General features: G+C 73.6%; 16 protein-coding genes. 13 read left to right on the top strand and 3 right to left on the bottom strand.

The genetic code is table 11. The features are described from left to right. Positions 1-22: 22 nt before the first annotated feature. Positions 23-1,261 carry a MurT ligase domain-containing protein gene (locus ACGF3A_RS28790; protein ID WP_393733260.1) on the bottom strand — a complete coding sequence of 413 codons (1,239 nt, stop codon included), beginning with the start codon at positions 1,259-1,261 and terminating at the stop codon, positions 23-25. A 120-nt stretch (positions 1,262-1,381) separates the two neighbouring features. On the opposite strand from ACGF3A_RS28790, the gene def reads away from it, so the two are divergent. The 4 genes from def to ACGF3A_RS28770 all read left to right on the top strand — a co-directional run bounded on the left by def (position 1,382) and on the right by ACGF3A_RS28770 (position 4,670). Further along, entirely contained in the window at positions 1,382-1,915 is a 534-nt protein-coding gene (def, locus tag ACGF3A_RS28785) for a peptide deformylase (RefSeq protein ID WP_393733259.1), read from the top strand. 96 nt (positions 1,916-2,011) lie between these two features. Further along, positions 2,012-3,238, top strand: coding sequence for a flavin-containing monooxygenase (locus ACGF3A_RS28780; RefSeq protein WP_393733258.1), 1,227 nt, complete (start codon positions 2,012-2,014; stop codon positions 3,236-3,238). Then, entirely contained in the window at positions 3,217-3,837 is a 621-nt protein-coding gene (locus ACGF3A_RS28775) for an ABC transporter ATP-binding protein (protein WP_393733257.1), read from the top strand. The genes ACGF3A_RS28780 and ACGF3A_RS28775 overlap by 22 nt, the downstream gene beginning before the upstream one ends. Then, entirely contained in the window at positions 3,834-4,670 is an 837-nt protein-coding gene (locus ACGF3A_RS28770; RefSeq protein ID WP_393733256.1) for a hypothetical protein, read from the top strand. The genes ACGF3A_RS28775 and ACGF3A_RS28770 overlap by 4 nt, the downstream gene beginning before the upstream one ends. 34 nt (positions 4,671-4,704) lie before the next feature. Here ACGF3A_RS28770 and ACGF3A_RS28765 read toward each other — a convergent pair whose 3' ends face one another. Next, positions 4,705-5,349, bottom strand: coding sequence for a TetR family transcriptional regulator (locus ACGF3A_RS28765; RefSeq protein WP_393733255.1), 645 nt, complete (start codon positions 5,347-5,349; stop codon positions 4,705-4,707). Positions 5,350-5,518: 169 nt separating this feature from the next. On the opposite strand from ACGF3A_RS28765, the gene ACGF3A_RS28760 reads away from it, so the two are divergent. The 3 genes from ACGF3A_RS28760 to ACGF3A_RS28750 all read left to right on the top strand — a co-directional run bounded on the left by ACGF3A_RS28760 (position 5,519) and on the right by ACGF3A_RS28750 (position 8,118). Then, entirely contained in the window at positions 5,519-6,751 is a 1,233-nt protein-coding gene (locus tag ACGF3A_RS28760; RefSeq protein ID WP_393733254.1) for an acyl-CoA dehydrogenase family protein, read from the top strand. A 78-nt stretch (positions 6,752-6,829) separates the two neighbouring features. After that, entirely contained in the window at positions 6,830-7,171 is a 342-nt protein-coding gene (locus ACGF3A_RS28755) for a nuclear transport factor 2 family protein (protein WP_393733253.1), read from the top strand. Further along, on the top strand, positions 7,171-8,118 hold the full coding sequence (locus ACGF3A_RS28750) for an alpha/beta hydrolase family protein (RefSeq protein WP_393733252.1): 948 nt from the start codon (positions 7,171-7,173) through the stop codon (positions 8,116-8,118). Before ACGF3A_RS28755 ends, ACGF3A_RS28750 begins: the two co-directional genes overlap by 1 nt. Here the strand turns inward: ACGF3A_RS28750 and ACGF3A_RS28745 are convergent. Further along, complete coding sequence (locus ACGF3A_RS28745) at positions 8,115-9,659, bottom strand: AMP-binding protein (RefSeq protein WP_393733251.1); 1,545 nt, start codon at positions 9,657-9,659, stop codon at positions 8,115-8,117. The two genes, ACGF3A_RS28750 and ACGF3A_RS28745, sit on opposite strands and share 4 nt — an antisense overlap. A 133-nt stretch (positions 9,660-9,792) precedes the next feature. Between ACGF3A_RS28745 and ACGF3A_RS28740 the strand changes: the two genes are divergently transcribed. The 6 genes from ACGF3A_RS28740 to ACGF3A_RS28715 all read left to right on the top strand — a co-directional run bounded on the left by ACGF3A_RS28740 (position 9,793) and on the right by ACGF3A_RS28715 (position 14,697). After that, complete coding sequence (locus tag ACGF3A_RS28740; RefSeq protein WP_393733250.1) at positions 9,793-10,383, top strand: TetR/AcrR family transcriptional regulator; 591 nt, start codon at positions 9,793-9,795, stop codon at positions 10,381-10,383. A gap of 127 nt (positions 10,384-10,510) precedes the next feature. Further along, positions 10,511-11,041, top strand: a complete 531-nt coding sequence (locus ACGF3A_RS28735) for an RNA polymerase sigma factor (RefSeq protein WP_393733249.1) — start codon at positions 10,511-10,513, stop codon at positions 11,039-11,041. Beyond that, positions 11,038-11,883 carry a zf-HC2 domain-containing protein gene (locus ACGF3A_RS28730; RefSeq protein ID WP_393733248.1) on the top strand — a complete coding sequence of 282 codons (846 nt, stop codon included), beginning with the start codon at positions 11,038-11,040 and terminating at the stop codon, positions 11,881-11,883. The genes ACGF3A_RS28735 and ACGF3A_RS28730 overlap by 4 nt, the downstream gene beginning before the upstream one ends. Continuing rightward, positions 11,880-12,755: an ABC transporter ATP-binding protein gene (locus ACGF3A_RS28725; RefSeq protein ID WP_393733247.1), complete on the top strand. Its 876-nt coding sequence runs from the start codon at positions 11,880-11,882 to the stop codon at positions 12,753-12,755. Before ACGF3A_RS28730 ends, ACGF3A_RS28725 begins: the two co-directional genes overlap by 4 nt. Continuing rightward, the gene (locus ACGF3A_RS28720) at positions 12,752-14,128 is read left to right on the top strand and encodes a hypothetical protein (protein ID WP_393733246.1); all 1,377 of its coding nucleotides are present in this window, start codon (positions 12,752-12,754) and stop codon (positions 14,126-14,128) included. The genes ACGF3A_RS28725 and ACGF3A_RS28720 overlap by 4 nt, the downstream gene beginning before the upstream one ends. Continuing rightward, positions 14,128-14,697 (top strand): hypothetical protein, encoded by a 570-nt coding sequence (locus ACGF3A_RS28715; RefSeq protein WP_393733245.1) that lies wholly within the window; start codon positions 14,128-14,130, stop codon positions 14,695-14,697. The genes ACGF3A_RS28720 and ACGF3A_RS28715 overlap by 1 nt, the downstream gene beginning before the upstream one ends. Positions 14,698-14,723 lie beyond the last annotated feature (26 nt).

Here is a 14,723-nt window from a genome sequence, read left to right as displayed (position 1 = left end):
GAGAGGGACCGAGGCCCGCGGATCAGTTGCCGACGACACGGCGCAGGTCCTGGAACGCGGTGTAGTTCGCGATGGCCTCGATACGGCCCGGAGGGCACCGGTGCACCGCGTCCTGCGCGCTCTCGCACACCTGGAAGTCGACGCCCGCCACCTCAAGACGCACCGCCAGGTCCAGCTTCCGGTCCCCGATCACGCAGATCGGGTGCCCGGCCAGGCGGCCGTAGTCCACGTCCCACAGCCAGGAGGTGTCCGTGCCGTCCGCGCCGCGCGCGTTCACCGACAGGATCACCGGCGCCGGAGGCCCGTCGATCAGCGAGAAGGTCTCCAGCCACCCGGCGGGGTTCTTCGCCAGCAGCAGCCGGATGTCCCGGCCCTCGTACTGCACCACGTCGTAACGGCCCGCGACGGCCTGCACCGAGTACATCCGCTCCAGCGCCGTCTGCGGCGGCACGCCGAAGGCGGCGGCGACGGCGGCCGACGTGGCCGCGTTCGCCTTGTTCGCGCGGCCCGGGAGCTGGAGGTGGATCGGCCAGGCCGAGCCGTGCGGGTCGAGCACATGGTCGCCGGAGAGCGCCCAGCTCGGCGTGGGGCGGCGGAAGCCGCACTCCGCGCAGAACCAGTCGTCGCCGGGACGCTGCATGACGCCGCCGCACGCCGGGCACGACCAGGCGTCGTCCTTCCACTCCTGGCCCGCCGCCACCCAGACGACGTTCGGCGAGGAGGAGGCCGCCCAGACCACGAGCGGGTCGTCCGCGTTCGCGATGATCACGGCCTTCTGGCCGGAGAGGCCCTCGCGCCAGCGCTCGGCCAGCATCCGCGTCTCCGCCGCCCGGTCGAGCTGGTCGCGCGACAGGTTCAGCAGCGCGATGGCCTTGGGCGTGACGTCGCGCGCGACACCGGAGAGGTACTTCTCGTCGACCTCGATCACGCCGTACTGCGCGTTCGACCCGCCCGCGAGGGCCGAGGTGATCCCGGCAGGCATGTTGGCACCCAGCGCGTTCGACACCACCTCGCCGTTGGCGCGCAGCGCCTCGGCGATCAGGCGGGTCGTCGTGGTCTTGCCGTTCGTCGCGGACACCAGGACGACGTCCAGGTGCGTGGCGAGCCGCTGGAGGAGGTCGGGATCGAGCCTGAGCGCCACCTTGCCGCCGATCACCGATCCGCTGCCGCGCCCCGCGGCCCGCGACACCGCTGCCGCGGCCCTCCCCGCCGTCACGGCCAGCCGCGACCGCGGCGACAGCGGGTCCGTGTTGCCTGCCATCGTGTGTGAACCTCCTTGCCCCTCGCGTAGAAGAGAAGCCTACCGAGATCCGGTGGACCCCCTGACCGCGCCACCCCTGGGGAAGATCAACTCGGCGGCGTTCCGCGTACGCTGGCACCCATGCGACGTGGCAGCATCCCCGGCGGCTCCGGCACCGTACGCCCCCTGCGGACGTACGGCGACCCCGTGCTGCGTGCCGCCGCGCGAGCGGTGACCGTCGAGGACCGGCCGCTGCGGCGTCTCGTCGAGGACATGTACGCCACGATGTACGCGGCGCGGGGTGTCGGCCTCGCCGCCTGCCAGGTCGGCCTTCCCCTGCGGATCTTCGTCTACGACTGCCCCGACGACGAGGACCGGCGCCACCGGGGTCACGTCCTGAACCCGCGGCTCGTGTCGACGGGCGGCGTCACCGTGCGGGGCCCGGAAGGGTGCCTTTCCCTGCCGGGGTTGGAATACGGGACGCCGCGTGCGGACGAGGCCGTGGTCGAGGGCGAGGATGTGGAGGGCCGCCCCGTCCGCATCGAGGGCACGGGGTTCTTCGCGCGGTGCCTGCAGCATGAGTACGACCACCTGGACGGAGGGCTGTTCGTCGACCGCCTCTCCGGTCTGCGTCAGCGGCGGGCCCTGCGGGCGGCTCGTCAGTTCCTCGACTGAGCGGATCCGGGGCGGGCTCATGGCGCGGTGATCCTCCGAGGGACAGGGCAGGCGTATCTTGCGTGCCTGAAGGTCGTTTCCAGAACGATGTTCAAAATGCCTCATATTCCTCGCCAGGTTGCCGATGATGTCCCGCCCGCGGTCGTCGTCGGGGCCGGGCCGAGTGGTCTGGCCGCCGCCGCGATACTGCGCAGAGCGGGCGTGCCGACGGTGGTGCTGGAGCGCGGTGAGCGGATCGGGGAGAGCTGGGCCCGGCGCTATGACCACCTCAGCCTGCATACCGTCCGGGGCGGGTCGCGGCTTCCGGGGCTGGCGCTGCCCCGTAGCTGCGGCTCGTGGGTGGCGCGTGACGACTTCCTGCGCTATCTGGAGCGCTACCGCGAGCATCACCGGCTGCCGGTGCGGACGGCGACGGCGGTGCGGCGGATCGAGCCCGCCCCCGCCGACCCGCGGGGCGCATGGCGCGTGCACGCCGACGGCATCGGCGTGATCGCGGCGCGGGCGGTGGTGGTGGCCACGGGGCGCTGTCACACGCCGCGCCTGCCGGACTGGCCGGGCCGGGAGGGGTATCGCGGCGCACTGCTGCATGCGGCCGACTACCGCAGTCCCGCTCCCTACCGGGGGCAGTCGGTGCTCGTGGTCGGCGCCGGGAACAGCGGCACGGAGATCGCGAGCGTGCTCGCCCGGGAGGGCGCGAAGAAGGTGTGGCTGGCCTTCCGTACCCCGCCCAACATCATGCCCCGCGGCTCCAGCCGCTGGCACGCGGTCGGACGGCTCACCGAGCGCCTTCCTCTGGCCTGGCGCGACCGCAGCGCGCTGCTGACGCAGCGCTGCGCGGTGCCCGACCTGAGCGCGTTCGGTGTTCCCCGGCCGCGTACCGGGCCCTTCACGCGCAATCTGCGGGAGGGGAACAATCCGGTGCTGGACCATGGGTTCGTCGCGGCGGTGAGGGGCGGGCTGGTGCGGCCGGTCGCGGCTGTCGCCGGTTTCGACGGGACACGGGTGGAGTTGGCGGACGGCTCCCACCTGACCCCCGACACGGTGATCGCCGCCACCGGCTACCGTCCCGGCCTGGAGCCGCTGTTGCCAGGGCTGGACGTCCTCGACACGCCGGGGAACCCCCTGGTGCAGGGAGCCGGGACGTGCCGTGCCGCACCGCATCTCTACTTCGCCGGGTTCACCAACCCCCTCAGCGGGGCCCTGTATCAGGCGGGGATCGAGGCTCGCGCCATCGCCCGGGCCATCGCGGCACAGCCCCGGCCGGCCCCGCCGGTACCGGCCTCGCGGGAGGACGGAGAGGCATGCCGCCCGACGCACGCCTGAGCCTCAGCGCCGTCTCCAAGTCCTACGGCCGTACCACGGTGCTGCGCGACGTCCACCTGGACGTGCCCGCGGGTGCCCTGGTGGGCGTGGTCGGCGAGAACGGGGCCGGGAAGAGCACCTTGCTGCGCATCGCGGTCGGCCAGCTCGCCCCCGACGCGGGACGGGTCGTCCGCTCGGCCACCCTGGGGTACTGCCCTCAGCAGGTCCGGGTCGACGACGCGCTGACGGTGGAGCAGCACCTGCGGCTGTTCCAGGCCGCCTACCGGCTGCCCGACCTGCACCGCGCGGAAGAGCTGCTGGACCTCTTCGGTCTCGCCTCGTCCCGACGGCGCCGTCTCGGTGTCCTCAGCGGCGGTACCCGGCAGAAGCTCAACCTCACGCTCGCGCTGATGCACGACCCCCGGCTGCTGATCCTCGACGAGCCCCACCAGGGCTTCGACTGGGACAACTACGAGAGGTTCTGGGCCCTGACCGAGCGGCTGAGAGACGGCGGGTGCTCGATCGTCGTCGTCTCCCATCTCCTCCACGACCAGTCCCGCTTCGACACCGTGCACAAGCTGAGCGAGGGCTCCCTGCACCTGGAGAGGGCGGCCGTATGAGGCACTGGTCTACCTCCTTCCTGGTCGCGCTGCGCTTCACCCTGCTCGGCCACGTGAACAACCGCCTTGCCCTGCTCATGGGCGCGGTCTTCAACCCCGGGTGGGTCTGGGTCATCGGCGTCTGTGTCCCGCAGACGCCTCTCACCTTCCGGCTCGGCGTCCTGGACCTTCGCATCAGCACGGACATCAGCCACTCGATGCAGATCACCAGTTCGCTGCCGGGCGCCGCTTCGGTGATCGGATTCATGATGTTCATGGCCGCCTTCAAGGCCCGGGACATGGACGAGCGCCTGATCCTCGCCGGTTACTCGCGCACCGCTCTGACGCTGGCGAGGCTCCTCGCCATGGCTCTGGTGGCCGCCGCACTCGCCACCCAGGTCACGGTCCTGCTCCGGCTGGCCTCGGGGGCGCCGCAACTCGCCGTGCTGTGGCTGGCCGCCTTCTCCGCCGCCCTGGCCTACGGGGGCATCGGCACCATGCTCGGCACGCTGATGCGGACCGAACTGAGCGGCATGTTCTCCGTCCTCGCGTTCATCTTCATGGAACTCACGCTGCAGAACCCCCTCACCAACCCCAGCGCCGACCAGGACTGGCTGATCCTGCTCCCGCTGTACGGCCCGGCGCAGACAGCGACCGCGGCCGTCTTCACCCACACCGGCCCCGGCGTCGGCCTCGCCGCACTCGGCCTCGTGTGGTGCGCGGCGACCACCGCCGCAGCGGCCACCGTCCTCTACGTCCGCACCCGCGCCTACCACCGGCACCCCGCGCCCGCCGAGATCGTCGTACCCGCCTCGCGCCACGCGCCGCAGCTCCCCGGCAAGGCGTCCAAGTGACGCGTACGGACACGCGGGTCCAGGCGCGCAGGTCTCAGAAGCCCGGGCCGCCCGCCCTGTCGCCCGCTGCCGCCAGGCGGCCCCAGAGGAGGTCTGCCAGGTGGCGGACCAGTCTCGCGCGGTCGCAGGGGCGGTCGCGGAGCCACCAGTCGCCCGCGGCGTGCATCATGCCGACGATGCCGTGGCCCCAGACGCGGGCCAGCTCCTCGCTCTCCGGGCCGAGGTCGACCCGTTCGGCGATGACCTTGGCGAGCTCCTCGCCGAGCCGCCGCAGCAGCGGGGCCGAGTGCTGGCCGACGTCGAAGCCCCGCTCGCTGGCGGGGGAGTCCTCCGCCGGGTGCATCAGGAAGCGGTACACCTGCGGGCGCGCCTCGATCGCCGCTAGGTACGTGTCGAGCGTGGCCTCCACCCGCTCGCGGCGCTCCCTCGGTTCGTCGAGCGCGGCGCGCAGCGCGTCCAGCAGCGCGTCCGTGTGGCGCACGGCGAGGGCGCGGTAGAGGCCGCCCTTGTCGCCGAAGTGCCGGTAGAGGATCGGCTTGGTGATGCCCGCCTCCGCGGCGATGGCGTTCATCGAGGCGCCGGGGCCGTCCCTGAGCACCACCTTGTCGGCGGCCTCCAGCAGCTCCTGGCGCCGCCGCTCGGCGGCGCTCGCCTGCGCGTCCTGCCGCGTGGTCCCCATGACGTGCCTCCCCGCCCTACGGTCGCTTGCCCCCCGCGCAACGTACTGCATTCTTCCCGGGCGGCGGCCGGCACAGGGAGTTGACATGCCTTACTGGCGGGTAACAGACTGACTGTCACTCCTATTACTCATGGTAACTACCGGACGAGAACGGCGGAGGGCGACGGCGATGGCCGATTCCCAGTTTGCGTTTGACCTGAACGACGACCAGAAGGAGGTCCGCGACTGGCTCCACGGGTTCGCCGCCGATGTGATCCGCCCCGCCGCCGCCGAGTGGGACGAGCGCGAGGAGACCCCCTGGCCGATCATCCAGGAGGCCGCCAAGATCGGCCTGTACTCCCTCGACTTCTACGCCCAGCAGTTCTTCGACCCCACCGGGCTCGGCATCGCCATGACCATGGAGGAGCTGTTCTGGGGCGACGCGGGGATCGCGCTCTCCATCGTCGGTACGGGCCTCGCGGCGATCGGCGTGGTCGCCAACGGCACCGAGGAGCAGATCGGCACCTGGATACCCCAGATGTACGGCGACGCCAGTGATGTGAAGGTCGCCGCCTTCTGCTCCTCCGAGCCCGACGCGGGCTCCGACGTCTCGGCGATGCGCACCCGCGCCGTCTACGACGAGGCCAAGGACGAGTGGACCCTCAACGGCACCAAGACCTGGGCGACGAACGGCGGCATCGCCAACGTCCACGTGGTCGTCGCCGTGGTCGACCCGGAGCTCGGCTCCAAGGGCCACGCCTCCTTCATCATCCCGCCGGACACCCCCGGCCTCTCCCAGGGCCAGAAGTTCAAGAAGCACGGCATCCGCGCCTCGCACACCGCCGAGGTCGTCCTGGAGGACGTCCGGATCCCCGGCCACTGCCTGCTCGGCGGCAAGGAGAAGCTCGACGAGCGCCTCGCCCGCTCCCGTGAGCGCGCCAAGAAGGGTGGCGAGCGGGTGAAGAACGCGGCGATGGCCACCTTCGAGGCCTCCCGCCCCGCCGTCGGCGCCCAGGCGATCGGCATCGCCCGCGCCGCCTACGAGGTGGCCCTCGACTACGCCAAGACCCGCGTCCAGTTCGGCCGCCCCATCATCGACAACCAGGGCATCGCCTTCCAGCTCGCCGACATGCGCACCCGTATCGACGCGGCGCGGCTGCTGGTCTGGCGCGCCTCCTGGATGGCCGCCTCCGGCCGCAAGTTCGAGTCGGCGGAGGGCTCGATGTCCAAGCTCTACGCGGGCGAGACGGCCAAGACGGTCACCGCGCAGGCCATGCAGATCCTCGGCGGCAACGGCTACACCCGCGAGTACCCGGTCGAGCGCATGCACCGCGACGCCGCGATCTACTCGATCTTCGAGGGGACGAGCGAGATCCAGCGGCTCGTCATCGCCCGTACGATCTCGGGCGTCCCCATCCGCTGACGGCGCGCCCCCTCGCGGGTGTGTTCGCCGCTGGCGATGCCCCGGGCCGTACGGTCCGGGGTGCGTCAGCATGGGGGCATGACGGAAGAACAGCGCTTCCAGGCGCTCTACGACGCCTTCAACTCCCGCGACACCGACGCGCTCCTGGCCGCGATGACGCCCGACGTGGACTGGCCCAACGGCTGGGAGGGCGGCCGCGTCCAGGGGCGCGAGGCGGTCCGCGCGTACTGGCTGCGGCAGTGGGCCGAGGCCGACTCCCGCGTCGAGCCGCTGGCGGTCACCGCGGGGGACGACGGACGGGTGACCGTCGAGGTCCACCAGCGGGCGACGAGCCCGGCGGGCGACGTGCTGTGGGACGGCCCCGTGCGCCACGTCTACGAGCTGCGCGACGGGCTGATCGCGCGGATGGAGATCGTCTGATGGACGTGCGCGAGGTCGCCTTCGGCAGCGCCGGGGTGCGCCTCGTGGGCACCCTGGCGCTGCCCCGCCGGGAGGCCGCCGCCGACGGCCCGGGCGTTCCCGGCGTCGTCATGATCGGCGGCTCCGGAGACTCGGACCGGGACAACGGCACGTACTTCCCGCCGCTGCGCCGGTGCTTGGCGGACGCGGGCTTCGCCGTGCTCTCGTACGACAAGCGGGGCGTCGGCGCCTCGTCCGGCGACTGGCGCGCGGGCACCCTGGCGGAGCTGGCCGACGACGCGTCCGCCGCGCGGGACTTCCTGCGCGGCACGCCCGGGGCCGACCCGGCGCGCGTCGGCTTCCTCGGCCACAGCGAGGGCGGCTGGGCGGCCCTGCTGGCCGCCACCGGCCGGGACGACGTGCCCTGGCTCGTCACCAGCGGCTGCCCGGCGGTGACCCCGGCGGTGCAGGGCCGTCACGAACTGACGAACCTCGTACGGGCGTCGGCGACGGCGTCAGGGTCGGCGACGCCGGATGAGGAGTCGGCCCTCGCCCTCTACGACCGTCTGACCGAGGCCGGTCGGCGCGGTGCCGACTTCGGCGAGGCGCGCGAGCTCGTTCGCGCGGCGGGGAGCCCGCCGTGGGTGGCGGAGCTGTGGGGGGAGCTGGACGCGGCGCTCTGGGGGTTCCTCGCCCGCAAGCAGGACCACGACCCGCTGCCCGGGGTGCGCGGCCTGCGCTGTCCCCACCTGGCGGCCTACGGCGCCGCCGACCCCCTGGTGCCCGTCGCCGAGAGCGTACGGCTGCTCGCCGCGGCGAACGGCGAGGCCGGGCGCGCGCTCCGCGCGACGCTGACCGCCGAGCTGTTCCCCGGCGCCGACCACCGCGTCCAGGTGGACGCCGGGACACGGCTCGCGCCCGGCTACCCCGAGGCGCTGCTCCGCTGGCTGCGGAACCGGACCGTCTAGCGGGCAGCCTGTGCCTGCTCGGCGTGCGCGCGCAGGAGCTTCTTGTCCGGCTTGCCCGTGTCCGTCAGGGGGAGTTCGTCGACGAAGGTGAGGTGTGCCGGTTCGTACAGCGCGCCCCGCCGTACGCGGACCATGGCCCGCAGCTCGTCCGCGTCCACCCCGGCGCCCGGGGCCCGTACGACCACCGCGTGCACCTGTTCCGCCCGGTCGCTGTCGCGCGTGCCGAAGACGGCGCTCTGGCTCACCTGGGGGTGGGAGTTGAGGAGGTCCTCCAGCTCGGTGGTGTACACGTGGCCGCCGACCACGACGATCATGTCCTTGATCCGGTCGACGAGGGTCAAGTAGCCCTCGTCGTCCAGGAATCCGACGTCGCCGGTGTGCAGCCAGCCGTCCCGCAGCACCTCGGCCGTCAGCTCGGGCTGCTTCCAGTAGCCCTGCATGACGTGCCGGGAGCGCACGCAGATCTCACCGTGCGCGCCGTGCGGCAGGTCGTTGCCGTCCGGGTCGCGGACGGCGACCTCGACCCCGTCGAGGACCCTGCCCACGGTGCGCAGCCGTTCGGGGCGGTCCAGGTCGTGGTCCTCGGGGCCGAGGACGCTGATGCTGCCGGCCTCGGTCTGGCCGTAGCCCTGGAGGAGGACGGGGCCGAAGCGGCGTACCGCGTCGGCGATGCGGGCCGGGGACGCCTGGCAGCCGCCGTAGATCAGCTGACGGAGGCTTGAGGTGTCGGTGCGGTCCGCTCCCGGGTGGTCCAGGAGCCGGTACAGCAGCGGCGGCAGCAGGTAGAGGTGCGTGATGCGCTCGCGCTCGATCGCGGCGAGCACCCGGCCCGGGTCGAAGCCCTCCTGAAGCACCACCGTGCCGCCCTCGGCCAGCAGATGGTCGGCGACCAGTCCGGCGGCGTGCGCGAGAGTGGTGCACACCAGCTGCCGGGGCCTGCCGGTGTCGTCGGCGGCGAAGCCGCGCCGCATCCGGCCGACCCGCTCGAAGCTGGTGCAGATGCCCTTGGGGTGGCCGGTGGTGCCGCCGGTGTGGCGGATGGAGCAGATGTCCTCGGGACGGGCCAGGCCCGGCATCGGCTCGGCGGGCTCGGCGGCGGCCAGCTCCAGCAGGTCGGTGCCGGGCTTGCCGGCTCCCAGGGTCAGGACGTGCGGGACCGGGGCCCGGCCGGTGATCTCGGCGGCCCGCTCGGCGTGGGCGGGGTCCACGATCAGCGCCCGGGTCTCCACGTCGCGCACGAGGGCGGCCTGGGAGTCGGCGGAGAGCTTGTCGTAGAGGTGGTTCACCTGGCAGCCGAGCAGGTTGGCAGCGTAGCGGGCGGCCAGGGCCTCGGGGAGATTGCCACTGAGCAGCGTGACCGTCTGCCCGCGCGCCAGGCCCAGGGCGCGCAGCGCGCGTGCCAGCCGGAGGACCAGATCACGGAACGCGCCGGCGGTGATGCGTCGGCCCTGGTGGACCAGCACCTCCTGGGCGGGGTCGACCGCGAGCGAATCCAGGATGTCGTCCACGAACGAGCGGTAGGCCGGAGGGGCAGAGGGCATGTCGGTTCCTTCTTCGGGGTCCTTGCGAGGGGGCTGTGCCAGGTCCTGGCACCCCTGCAAGCTAAGATCCCTAATCACGTTAGGCAAGTGTTTAATGGAGTTAGAGAGCGGCGGACGAGGAGCGGAGGGCGGCGTGGAGAAGAAGGCGGTGACGCGCGTACGCGCGGGACTGACCACGGAACGGGTGGTGCGGGCGGGCGCCGAGCTGGCGGACGAGATCGGCTTCGACCGCGTGACCCCGACGGAGCTCGCCCGGCGGTTCGACGTCAGGACCGCGAGCCTGTACGCGCACATCAAGAATCACCAGGACCTCAGGACCCGGATCGCCCTGTTCGCGCTGGAGGAGCTCGCCGACCGGGCCTCGGACTCGCTGGCCGGGCGGTCCGGGAGGGACGCCTTGGGCGCGTTCGCCGACGTCTGCCGCGACTACGCCCGGGAGCACCCCGGCCGCTACGCCGCCACCCAGCTCCGGCTCGATCCGGACACCGCGGCCGACAGCGCCGCCCCCCGGCATTCGCGGATGCTGCGGGCCATCCTGCGTGGCTACGACCTCACCGAGCCCGAGCAGACCCACGCCGTCCGCCTCCTGGGCAGCGTCCTCCACGGCTACATCAGCCTGGAGACGGGCGGCAGCTTCAGTCACAGCGCTCCGGACACCCAGGAGACCTGGACCTGGCTCCTCGACCGCCTCGACACCCTGCTGACGAGCCGCCCCGCGCCGTGAGCCTCAGTAGCCTCAGTCGTTCGCAGGATGTGTGACGGGTGTCACTCCGAGCGGAAAACCCGCGGCCCGGACCGGGCGTCTAGCAGGTGTGAGATCAGTCAGGAAGGGATCGGGCGAGGTGGACGGGGTGGACGAGGAACGTCTCGTCCGCCTGGTGGCCAGGGGCGACCGCGCCGCGTTCGAGGAGCTGTACCGCCGCACGGCGCCGTGGATGGCGGTGCGGCTGCGCCGCCGCTGCGCGGACGAGCAGATCGTCGCCGAGGTGATGCAGGAGACGTATCTGGCGGTGTGGCGCGCCGCGGGCGCCTTCGCCGGGGCATCGGTGGGCGGGTCCGCCGTCGGCTGGCTGTGGACGATCGCGGCGCGCCGCCTCGTCGACGCCTTCCGGCGCAGGGCCCACCACGCGGAGCCGCCGCCCGCGGCAGCGCCGCCGGGCGCCGTGCCCGCCGCCGAGGAGGAGGCGCTCGCGGCGACCGTCGGCGGCGACGTCGGGGACGCCCTGTCGGACCTCGCCCCGGAACTCAGACACGTACTGCAGGCCCTGGTGCTCGACGGACTCTCCGTCCGGGAGACCGCGGTCCTGCTCGGGCTGCCCGAGGGCACGGTCAAGACGCGCGCCCGCCGGGCCCGGATCGCGATGCGGAAGGCGCTGGCATGAGCGGTACGAGTGAGGGACACGCGGCGACGCGGCTCATCGACGGTTACGCGCGGGGCGGTTCGGACCTCGCGGCGGACGAGGTGTGGGCGCTGGAGTCCCACCTGGAGGCGTGCGCGGTGTGCAGGGGGCGGCTGTCGGCCGCGGTGACCGCGCACGCGCCCGGCACGGCCGGGCTGGTCGGCGCCGTGTGGTCGGAGCTGGAGCCCCGGCTGGAGGCCGGGGCCACCGCCGCGCAACGCGCGCGGCGGGCGGCGCGCGTGCGGGCCCGGCTCTCCCGGTGGCTGACCCCCGCGATGGTGCCGTGGCTGGCGATGGTCGTGAGCGTGACCGCGGCCGCGCTCCTGCTCGACCTGACCGGCGTCGGTTTCGGCTTCGGCGAGGTGTCGCTGGTGCTGCTCGTCGCGCCGGTGCTGCCCGTCGTGGGCGTCGCGGCGTCGTGGTCGAGGGGCCTGGACCCGGCGTACGAGCTGACGGCTTCGGTGCCCGGGGCGGGGCTCCAGATGGTGCTGCGCCGTACGGCGTCGGTGCTCGTCGTCGTCGTGCCCGTACTGCTGCTGTGCGGCTGGGCGACGGGGGTGATGGTGGCCCAATGGCTGCTGCCCTGCCTCGCCTTCACCACGGCGACGCTGGCGCTCGGCGGCCTCGTCGGGGTCACCCGCGCGGCGCTGGCGCTGGTGGGGGCGTGGGCGGCGGTCGTCGTGGCGCCGACCCTGGCCGCCAGCGGTACGGCCGTCACCCTGCGGCCGGACGTACTGCCCGTCTGGGGACTGGTTCTCGCACTCGGCGTCGGCGTCGTGTGCGCCCGCAGGGGCGCGTACGCCGTGCTGGGAGCCCATCGATGACCTTCGGAAAGGAACAGCACATGACGTCCGCGGTGACCGCGGCCGACCTCGCGCCGACCACGTACGCCTGGCAGGTCCAGGCCACGGGGCTGCGGGTCAGGGCAGGCAGGAAACGGATGGCCGTCGACGGGCTCGACCTGTCGCTGGGCACCGGCGTGCACGGCCTTCTCGGGCCCAACGGCGCGGGCAAGACCACCCTCATCCGCGCCCTGGCCACCGTGCTGCACCCGGCGGGGGGCCGCCTGGAACTGCTGGGGGAGTCCGTGGACGGCTCCGGCGGTACCGGTCGTACGGGCGACCTGCGGGCGCTGCGCCGGCGGATCGGCTATCTGCCGCAGGAGTTCGGCTACTACAAGCGCTTCACGGTCCGCGAGTTCGTCGAGTACATGGCCTGGCTCAAGGAGGTGCCCAAGGGGGACGTGCCCGGGGCCGTGCAGCGGGCCGTGGAACGGGTGGGCCTCGCCGACCGCGCCGACGACCGGATGAAGACCCTGTCGGGCGGCATGGTGCGCAGGGTCGGCATCGCGCAGGCCCTCGTCAACGACCCCGCCGTGCTGCTGCTGGACGAGCCGACCGTCGGCCTGGACCCGGCGCAGCGGCTGCGCTTCCGCGAGCTGCTCCAGGAGCTGGGCGTGGACACCTGCGTGGTCGTCTCGACCCACCTGGTCGAGGACGTCGCCGCCGCCTGCTCCGACGTGGTGCTCTTCGCCGAGGGCCGCCTGGTCTTCCAGGGCACCCCGGACGAGCTGGCGGCGGCGGGCGGGCCCGAGCACGTCGGCGACAGCCCGCTGGAGCGCGGCTACTCGGCGCTGCTCGCCCAGGGCGGCTGGGAGGGCGGCCGGAAGAGCGGCCGGGAGAGGGGCGCCTGGTGAACGGCCGCGTGCTCCGCGTCGAACTGCGGCGCTCCGCGGCCCCATGGACCGCGGCCCTGCTGCTGACGGCGGCCCTCGCGTTCCTGTACCTGATCCCCGGCCCGTGGAGCAGGGGCACCGTGCGGTGGACGGACCAGTGGACCTCCGTCGCCCTGTGGACCCGCACCCTGCTGATCTACCTGTGGCCGCTGGCCGTGGGGTTCGGCGCGCTCCAGGGGCTGCGCGACCACCGTTCGAGGATGGCCGAGCTGCTGACGAGCACGCCCCGGCCCGCGTGGCACCGCGCGGCCACGCGGGCGGGCACGTCGGCGCTCACCCTCCTCCCGGCGTTCGGGCTGCTCGTCCTCACCGGCGGGGTGCAGGTGCTCGCGGGCTCCGCATATCCCCATCTCGGCTGGGTGCCCGTCTCGTCGGTGGGCGGGCTCTCGCTCGTCGCGGGGGCCGTGCTGGGCATGGGCCTGGGGCGGGCGCTGCCGTCCGTGCTCACGCCGCCCGCGCTGACGGTGGGCGCCGTCGTGTTCACCAACCTCCTGCGGGTGTCGGCGGAGTCGGCCGTGCCCTCGGCAGCGGTGCCCAACCGGCTCTCGCTGCTGTCGCCCGCCACTCCCGAGGTGCGCGAGGTGCTGCTCACGCTCTCCGGCTCCGTGCACCTCGGGCAGACGTTCTGGCTGCTCGGCATGGCCGCGACGGGCCTCGCGCTGCTGGCCGCCGCGACCCCGCGCGCCCGCGTCCTCGCCCTCACGCCCGTACTGGCGGGCGCGCTGCTCGCGCTGCTCCTGCTGCCCTCCGAGCCGCGCCGGACGTACGTCGTCGACAAGGCCGCCGCCTCCCTGGTGTGCGACGGGCCGGTGTGCGTGACGAAGACGCACGCCGCGCGCCTCGACGACCTGGCGGGCCCCGGCAAGCGGGCGCTCCGGCTGCTGCACGGCGCCCTCGGCGAGAAGGCGCCCGACGAGATCCGCGAGAGCACCGCACTCCGGGGGCTCGGCGACACGCCGGAACGCGACCGCGACACCGTGCTCGTCGACTTCGACGACGGGCTCATCGTCGGGGCCAAGGGGAAGGAGCTGACGCGCGCCCTGCTCGCCCAGGGCCTGGCACCGGCCTGCCTGCCCCGCAGCCAGAGCGAGAGCGGCACGCTGGAGGACCTCGCCGCGCAGAGCGTCGCGGCGGGCTGGGTCCTGGGCGAACTCAAGCCGTTCCGGGGCACGGTGCACAAGCTGAGCGACCAGAACGAGGTCGCCCGTCCCGTGTGGCGGAAGCTCCGGGCGCTGCCCCGCGTCGAACAGCGCGCGCGGATCGAGGCCCTGCACGCCGAGGCGCTCTCCTGCGAGGACGACAACCTCGCCACGCTGCCCGGCGGTGCGTCCTGATGCGCTGGCTGACGCTCTACGCGCGCTCGCGCCAGGTGCCCGTCTCGTGCGCCGCGCTGCTGGTCGGCGCCGTGGCCCTGTGGGCGCTCGGCCGGGGCGGCGGCGACGGCGACCCCCAACTCGCCGCGCTCGCCGTCGCCGCGGGCGCGACGGCCGCCTCCACCGGCCTCGGCGGACAGGACCCGGCGCTCGACCGTACGGCCGCGATCCGCTGGGTGCCCCGCAGGGCGGCGCACGTGCTGCTCGCGGGCGCCGCCGTGGCCGGGGTGCTGCTGGCGGTGCAGACGATGGGCGACGACCTGGGCACCACCGCGTTCGTCGTCCGCGACAGCGCGGGCCTGATGGGCCTCGCGGCCCTCGGAGCGACGCTGTGCGGCGCCCAGTACGCCTGGACGCCGCCCCTCGCCTGGCTCTCCTGCGCGCTCTTCGCCCCGCCCGGCGAGAGCACCCCGGCGCGGATCGCGACCTGGATGCTGCTCCCCCCGGACTCCGCGCCGGGCGCCTGGACGGCCCTCGTCCTGACGGCGCTGGGCACGGCGGCGTACGCGGTGGCGGGACCGCGGCGGTAGCGATCGACCTCGGGGAGGGGGACCGG

The organism is Streptomyces sp. NPDC048172, from assembly GCF_043202595.1.
Taxonomy (GTDB): domain Bacteria; phylum Actinomycetota; class Actinomycetes; order Streptomycetales; family Streptomycetaceae; genus Streptomyces.
This window is presented reverse-complemented; position numbering and strand designations above follow the sequence as displayed.

What these genes read in the sequence shown, in the direction of transcription:
- ACGF3A_RS28790 (WP_393733260.1), bottom strand. Translation starts at nt 1,261, where the DNA reads ATGGCAGGCAACACGGACCCGCTGTCGCCGCGGTCGCGGCTGGCCGTG.
- def (WP_393733259.1), top strand. Translation starts at nt 1,382, where the DNA reads ATGCGACGTGGCAGCATCCCCGGCGGCTCCGGCACCGTACGCCCCCTG.
- ACGF3A_RS28780 (WP_393733258.1), top strand. Translation starts at nt 2,012, where the DNA reads ATGCCTCATATTCCTCGCCAGGTTGCCGATGATGTCCCGCCCGCGGTC.
- ACGF3A_RS28775 (WP_393733257.1), top strand. Translation starts at nt 3,217, where the DNA reads ATGCCGCCCGACGCACGCCTGAGCCTCAGCGCCGTCTCCAAGTCCTAC.
- ACGF3A_RS28770 (WP_393733256.1), top strand. Translation starts at nt 3,834, where the DNA reads ATGAGGCACTGGTCTACCTCCTTCCTGGTCGCGCTGCGCTTCACCCTG.
- ACGF3A_RS28765 (WP_393733255.1), bottom strand. Translation starts at nt 5,349, where the DNA reads ATGGGGACCACGCGGCAGGACGCGCAGGCGAGCGCCGCCGAGCGGCGG.
- ACGF3A_RS28760 (WP_393733254.1), top strand. Translation starts at nt 5,519, where the DNA reads ATGGCCGATTCCCAGTTTGCGTTTGACCTGAACGACGACCAGAAGGAG.
- ACGF3A_RS28755 (WP_393733253.1), top strand. Translation starts at nt 6,830, where the DNA reads ATGACGGAAGAACAGCGCTTCCAGGCGCTCTACGACGCCTTCAACTCC.
- ACGF3A_RS28750 (WP_393733252.1), top strand. Translation starts at nt 7,171, where the DNA reads ATGGACGTGCGCGAGGTCGCCTTCGGCAGCGCCGGGGTGCGCCTCGTG.
- ACGF3A_RS28745 (WP_393733251.1), bottom strand. Translation starts at nt 9,659, where the DNA reads ATGCCCTCTGCCCCTCCGGCCTACCGCTCGTTCGTGGACGACATCCTG.
- ACGF3A_RS28730 (WP_393733248.1), top strand. Translation starts at nt 11,038, where the DNA reads ATGAGCGGTACGAGTGAGGGACACGCGGCGACGCGGCTCATCGACGGT.
- ACGF3A_RS28725 (WP_393733247.1), top strand. Translation starts at nt 11,880, where the DNA reads ATGACCTTCGGAAAGGAACAGCACATGACGTCCGCGGTGACCGCGGCC.
- ACGF3A_RS28715 (WP_393733245.1), top strand. Translation starts at nt 14,128, where the DNA reads ATGCGCTGGCTGACGCTCTACGCGCGCTCGCGCCAGGTGCCCGTCTCG.